The organism is Streptomyces sp. NPDC043870, from assembly GCF_056435785.1.
Genome location: NZ_JBWKDT010000097.1, coordinates 1 through 6,262 on the forward strand (window position 1 = coordinate 1; position 6,262 = coordinate 6,262).

General features: G+C 67.9%; 6 protein-coding genes. 3 read left to right on the plus strand and 3 right to left on the minus strand.

What is annotated here, in order from left to right:
• Positions 1 to 90 precede the first annotated feature (90 nt).
• Positions 91 to 2,277, minus strand: coding sequence for an ABC transporter permease (locus AC0699_RS38930; RefSeq protein ID WP_478671111.1), 2,187 nt, complete (start codon positions 2,275 to 2,277; stop codon positions 91 to 93).
• Positions 2,278 to 2,318: 41 nt separating this feature from the next.
• Positions 2,319 to 3,029: an ABC transporter ATP-binding protein gene (locus tag AC0699_RS38935; protein WP_478671115.1), complete on the minus strand. Its 711-nt coding sequence runs from the start codon at positions 3,027 to 3,029 to the stop codon at positions 2,319 to 2,321.
• Between the two features lie 723 nt (positions 3,030 to 3,752).
• On the opposite strand from AC0699_RS38935, the gene AC0699_RS38940 reads away from it, so the two are divergent.
• Positions 3,753 to 4,157, plus strand: coding sequence for a hypothetical protein (locus AC0699_RS38940; RefSeq protein WP_478671120.1), 405 nt, complete (start codon positions 3,753 to 3,755; stop codon positions 4,155 to 4,157).
• 67 nt (positions 4,158 to 4,224) lie between these two features.
• Here the strand turns inward: AC0699_RS38940 and AC0699_RS38945 are convergent, their stop codons facing one another.
• Positions 4,225 to 4,716 (minus strand): ATP-binding protein, encoded by a 492-nt coding sequence (locus AC0699_RS38945; protein ID WP_478671125.1) that lies wholly within the window; start codon positions 4,714 to 4,716, stop codon positions 4,225 to 4,227.
• A gap of 218 nt (positions 4,717 to 4,934) precedes the next feature.
• Here AC0699_RS38945 and AC0699_RS38950 point away from each other — a divergent pair, with 218 nt between their 5' ends.
• The gene (locus AC0699_RS38950; protein ID WP_453669017.1) at positions 4,935 to 5,168 is read left to right on the plus strand and encodes a DUF397 domain-containing protein; all 234 of its coding nucleotides are present in this window, start codon (positions 4,935 to 4,937) and stop codon (positions 5,166 to 5,168) included.
• Between the two features lie 91 nt (positions 5,169 to 5,259).
• The gene (locus AC0699_RS38955; RefSeq protein WP_478671130.1) at positions 5,260 to 6,162 is read left to right on the plus strand and encodes a helix-turn-helix domain-containing protein; all 903 of its coding nucleotides are present in this window, start codon (positions 5,260 to 5,262) and stop codon (positions 6,160 to 6,162) included.
• Positions 6,163 to 6,262: the final 100 nt, after the last annotated feature.

A 6,262-nucleotide genomic window follows, 5' to 3' on the forward strand; every position in this document is an offset into this window, starting at 1 on the left:
CCCCACCACCCACTGCGGTAGTCACACTCGTTCCACCCACCAAACCAACCAGCAAACGCCAGAAAAGCACCTAAATCACCGGTATTGGGCCTAGCCCCGCCAGTTGCGTGCCTGTTGCCCTGCGATCCGAGCAGCCCACAGCCCCATCACGACAGACACGGCAAGCACCACGGTGACGGCGGCTGCCATGAGGCCCGAGGGGACAAAGTAGGTCATTCCTGGCCGGGCGACGGGGCGTGCGGTCCAGGCAGCGACGACGCAACCCGCCAGTGCGGCGAGCACGAGCGGCGCAACGATCGTCCAGGCTGCACTGCTGCGAAAGACGCGGTATCCGCCGGTCAGCACGGTCAGCGGCGCCAGTGCCCGGCCGTGGCGCAGGAACTCGGCTTTGCCACTGAGGCCGATGGCGAGCACGAGGATTCCCATCCCCAGCACACCGAAGAGCCGAATCCACCGGCCCTGATCCCGGTCCGGAATGCCGTCCGCCAGCCACTCCTCCCCGGGAAAGCGGACCTGGGCCCCGCGGGGGTAAGCCCGGTAGGAGGCTTCCTTGAGAGCCGCGACGGCAGGGACGCCGCCATCGGCGCTCACCACCGCCAGGGTGTTGGTGCTCTGCGCGGTTTGCCTGGCCAGTTCGGCGTGGTCGGCTCGGACCACCTTCAGATAGGTGCCGCCCTCCGTGTTCCAGCGGAGCAGCTGCTGCAAGCGGTGATCGACAGCGACATCGACGCGGGCCGGTGTGGGCGAACACGGCAGGCGAAGGCTCTCAAGAGCATCACATCCTCCGCTGACCGTGATGGGGCCATCGTCGGCGGTGCGGGGAGGCGCGAGGACGACGGGCACATTGCCCTCGGGGATGCGCTTCAGATAAGCGGCGGCGTCGCTGGTGGAGACCGTCCCCCTGGGGCCGATTTCGGCCACGTTCCTGTCGACAGCGCCGAGGATCTCCTCGATCTTCGCGTGGTAGGTCCCGAACATCGCCTGCCAGGCGAGGGCCTGCATGAAGACGATCAGCGCCACCGTCACACCGGTGACCAGGCGGGCCGTGGCCGCCGGGTGGTGGCTGATGCGGCGGCCCGCGATCAGCGCACCGGCCCACCCCCGCTGTCGCCCGGTCCGCTCCAGGCTTCCCCCGAGCTTGGCCACGACGACGGCCACCCCGGCCGGCAGGGTGAGTACGACGAGGGCAAGGCCGATCCAGCTGATCCATGCCCGGTACTGCGAACTGTCGCCCGCGAGTTCCGGACCGCGGCTGGCGAGCAGGATCGCCGGCGCACAGAGAATGGCGAGGTACCGCTGCCGGCGTGACCTGCTCGCGTTGGCGGGTCGGGTCCCCTTGGCCCGGCTGGACAGCTGATCGCTGATGACCGCCAGGGCCAGTGCCGTGACGGTGACAGCCAGCGGAGTCAGCAGTACCGGCCAGCCATGCTGCCGCACGTCGGCGGATGACATCACATAGCCGACGTACGGGACCCGGACGTCGACGAACGCGGCCACGGCGAAGAACGGAATCGACGCGAAGGCCCCCACCGTCACCGGTCGCATCGCCTCGCCCACGGCGATCAGGGCGCGGTCGCGCCTCAGTCCTCCCAGGGCATCGACCAGGGCGCCTCTGCGGTCACGGCCATGTGCCCCGGCACGGAGTGCGGTGAACAGGAGCACGAGACTCGGTACGAGCAGCAGGCCGATGACGAGGCCCTGGAACATCCACTCGGGCTTGTCGTTGTCGCGCCCCGTTCCGGGCTGCAAGCCTTCAGCCGGCATGCCTGCCTTCGGCCCGAAACCGACCACGGCCTCGATCGGCGCCTCGGCCTTCATGCCCTTGACGGGCCGGACGTAGGCGAGCCACTCTCCAGGGTCGTCCAGCCCCTCCTGCCCGACGGTGCCCGAGAGCTTTCCGTAACGGCTGGCGATTCCCTCCCCGGCGCCGGCTTTCAGCAGACCGGGGGACAGAACGGCCTCACCCGGCCCTGGCCAACGATCCACCCCAGGAGGGAGCGGGGCATTCGGCGTATGCGGCGCGATGTATACGACGCTGAAACTCCGCTGCCCTGTCAGCGCGTCCGAGCCGACCAGCCACAACGTGGCCCGGGTGGCCTGCGAATGCTCCGTCTGCCCGACCGGAGTCCTGGCGTCACGCCGCAGCTCCTTACCGGCATAGGAGGCGTGCACCATCACCAGCAGGCCCAGGCACACTGCGACGGCGAACGCCGAAAGCGCCAGGGCCGCGGCCCTGGTACCGGCCGCCTCCGAGCGTCGACCCGCGTCGCGCCCCATGCGCAGGAGGCGAAGTGACAAGCCGCCATGCCTCGCCCCGCTCACGCCTCCACCGCCTCCCGCACCCGGGCAGGAACCAGCAGACCGGCCTCAAGACGCAGCACCCGGTCCGCTCGTGCGGCAACCTCGGCATCGTGCGTCACCAGCACCAGCCCACACCTGCGCCGCCGAGGGAGATCGAAGAGCAGTTCCGCGATGCGAGCAGTGGCGTCAGGGTCGAGGGAGCCGGTGGGCTCATCGGCCAGGATCAGCTCGGGCGAGTTGATCAGCGCGCGGGCCACAGCTGTTCGCTGATGTTCACCTCCGGAGAGTTCCTCCGTTGTCTCAGCCCGCGGAACGCCCAGTTCGTCCAGCAGTTCCTGTGCCTGGCGGTACCCGCCGACGCGGTCAGAACCCGACAACAGCGCCGCCAGCGCGACGTTGTCCAGCGGGCTGAGTTCGGGCAGCAACTCCCCGAACTGGAAGACCGTGCCGATTGTTTCGCTGCGCAGCTTGGCGATCTGCGCACGCCGCAGCTTCGTTACTTCCGCACCGCTCACCCGGATGCTTCCGTCGTGCGGCTGGATCAGACCGAGGATCGACGAGAGCAGCGTGCTCTTGCCCGAGCCGCTCGGACCCGTGATCGCCACTGACTCGCCGGCACTGACACTGAGCTGCAGGCCCTTGAACAGGGCCCGGTTCCGGACCGAGTAGTTCAGATCTTGAATGTGCAGTACGGGGTCGGGCGCGGGCCCGGTGTCGGAGTTGCTCACGTGATGTGCCCTCGGGTAGCTGTTGCCGCGTTCACCGTGCGACGTCGCGGTGCCGCTGCGGGGCAGAGGCGACACCCCCGTCCCGCGGATAGGGGCTCTTCCGGTGAGCATGAAACAGCGCCCCCGTGAATCTTCCCCACGTTGCGCGAGGGAGGTCAGCCCCTCGCGATCGGTGCCGACATTAGGCCAAGGTGAACACCAGGCAAAGGAAGTAACCTGCACATACCCTCGACACGTTCACGTTGCGTCACGAAGGCAAAACAGACCTAAGGATCTCGATGGGTGCTTATGGTCCCGACATGTGAAGCAGAGTTGAGGCGATCGGAACAGTGCGTACACGAGTCCGCGCCTGTGACGTGCGACACGTCGATTCCGGCGTCACTGAAACAGCTTGACGGACGGGCAGCAATGTCGGCACACGAGACATCAAGCAACTGATGCCATAACGGAGTTGGGCGTACCACAGAACGCCCTGAGCGAAGCGCCGAGTGGTGATGCGAGCCCCAACAGAAGTGCGTTTGCCTGCCGTTGGCTTTGGCATAAGATCTCGTTCTGGACGCGAGGAAGGCCTTTTTCTCGCTCCCATGGGGGGTCTCTACAGCGGAAGCCGTTTGGCGCTTCCTGCCTTGCGCTGCCCTGTCCATGGGTGCGCCATCTGAAGGCCGTTCATCGCGATGACCGCCAAACCGCAGCTGGTGAGTTGCTGCGTCAAAGGGGAGAAGCATGCAGATTTCCAGGAGTGCCAAGAAGGCCGCGACGGCCGTTGCCATGGTCGGCGCCCTTGCGGGCGCAGCGCCGGCCTACGCCGACGCCGGCGAGGACGTCACGTCCAGGCTCAACCACCACACCAACCCGAACATCCACATCTCTTACGCGTACAGCCTGAAGTCGTCCGGCAACAAGAATGTTGCCGTGCGCGACGAGAGGGCGGACGGTAATTCCGTCTACTCGGAGTTCGACCGCAAGAACACCAGGGGCCTTCGCCTCTGGAACACCAAGGGCCAGGGAGAGACCACGTACAGCGACTCCTCCACGTCCAACTACGTCGTGAAGGTCACCGCTTGCGTGCACTTTGACCTGAGCCCGGACAAGTGCGGTCCGGACGACCGGCCCGGCGACGGACGCTGATCCCATGCCCTGTGTGGCAGAATGCCGGCATCTGCCACACAGGGCATCCGCGCCCTCGTCCGCGTTCTCAGGTCGCGCGCGCCGGCAGGGCGAGGCTTGCCCATACGGCCTTGCCGCACGGCGGCGTCAGGCACCAGGACCAGCTGTCACTCAGTTCACTGATCAGAGCGAGTCCCCTGCCGCCGAGTTCCAGGGTCTCGGGTGCGCACGGCCGCGGCGGGTCGGAGCTGGGGTCGGTGACCGTGCAGACGACGTGCCCGGGGTGCCGGAAGAGGCCCAGCCAGAGGGGGTAGTCCGCGGGGTCCTCCGACGGTTCGGCGAGGGCGTGCCGGACGGCGTTGGTGACCAGTTCGCCCGCGACCAGTTCCATGTCGGGAGCGAGCGCGTCCATGGCCCAGCCGTGCAGGGTGATGCCGACGAACCGGCGTGCCTGACGGGCGTTTCGCAGTCCGCCGTCCAGTCCGCAGGCGGCGAAGCCCCCCGGGGCGAGGTAGTCGTCCAGACCCTGCTGCCGCTGCGCACGCGGTCCGTCGGACAACGGTTTCGGGCCGAATTCCACAGGCGAACGCCAGTCACCGTACGAGGACTTGGTGCTCGAACTGGTTGACGTATAAATCGTCACTGGTCATGTCCCCCTGCAGGCTTCGGTGTTCGACGCTGCGGCGGTCGATGCGGAACGAGTATTGTCGAGTCCGGCTCGGTAATGCAATTGCATCTGAGATTGCAGTGGCCGGATCCGAGGCGGACCGACGTACGCACGAAGAGGGGCTCGTGGGCATGGAGTACTCCAACGGCATGCAGGCGGACACGCTGGTCTCGGCGACCTGGATCAAGAGCAGCCACAGCAACGCCACCGGGAACTGTGTGGAGCTGGCCGCACTGCCTGGTGGCCGGGTGGCCGTGCGCAACTCCCGCGATCCGCACGGTCCGGCGCTCGTCTATACGCGCGACGAGGTCGCGGCATTCGTTGCGGGAGCCCGGGATGGCGATTTCGACTCCATGATTGGCTGAAATCGCTTCCACGGCCGACCACTTCCCCATGGCTCGCGCCCGGGAGTGCGGGATAGTGTCGTCGTCTTCTCATCATCCGCAGGAGCAAGCGATGGCTTCAGTCGAACCGAGCCCGTCGTTGTTCGTCGGGCCGCTGGGGGCGGTCGAAGGCAACCCCACCGCCCTGAAGGTGATTCTGGGCGGCAAGCTGCGCGAGCTGCGCATCAGTGCCGGACTCGACCCTTCCGCCGTCGACGTCAGACTCGGCTTCTCGCGGTCGAAGACCAGCCGTATCGAACTGGGCCGCCACGGCTGCAAGCCGGCCGATGCCCTTGCCCTGCTGAGTCTCTACGGGGTGGACGGCGAGGACCGCGTCGCGGAGTTCCTGCGGCTGGTGGAGCAGTCCCGCCGGGCCGACTGGTGGTGCTCCTTCAGCGACGTCCTGTCCGACTTCTTCACCCCGCTGGTCGCCCTCGAAGGCGCGGCCTCGACCATCCGCACCTACGAGCCCTTCTACGTACCGGGACTGCTGCAGACCCCCGCCTACGCACGCGCGGTCGTCCAGTCCGGGCCCGCCCGCCTGTACACGCATGACGTCCTGCGCCGGGTCGCCCTCCGTCAGGAGCGGCAGCGGCAGCTCGCGCAGCCTGACGGTCCGCGCCTGTGGGCGGTGATCGACGAGTCGGTACTGATGCGCACGGTCGGCGGTCCGCAGGTGATGCGCGGGCAGCTCGCGCAGCTCGTCGCGATGACGCAGCAACCCCGTGTCACGCTGCAGATCGCTCCCCTGGACGTGACGGCATCGGTCGGCGTCGGCACGGGCGTGACGTATCTCCGCTTCGCGCTGAGCGACCTCAAGGACGCCGTCTACATCGAGCACCTGACGGACAGCACGTTCAGTCAGAAGCCGCAGGTCGTCGAGCAGTACCGCGACATGATGGACCGGCTCGGGGCATGTGCCCTCACGCCCAAGGAGTCACGCGCACTGATCCAGGAGCGCCTGACCGGCCTCTGAACACCGCCGCGGGGGGGGGGGGGGGGGGGGGGGGGGGGGGGGGGGGGGGGGGGGGGGGGGGGGGGGGGGGGGGGGGGGGGGGGGGGGGGGGGGGGGGGGG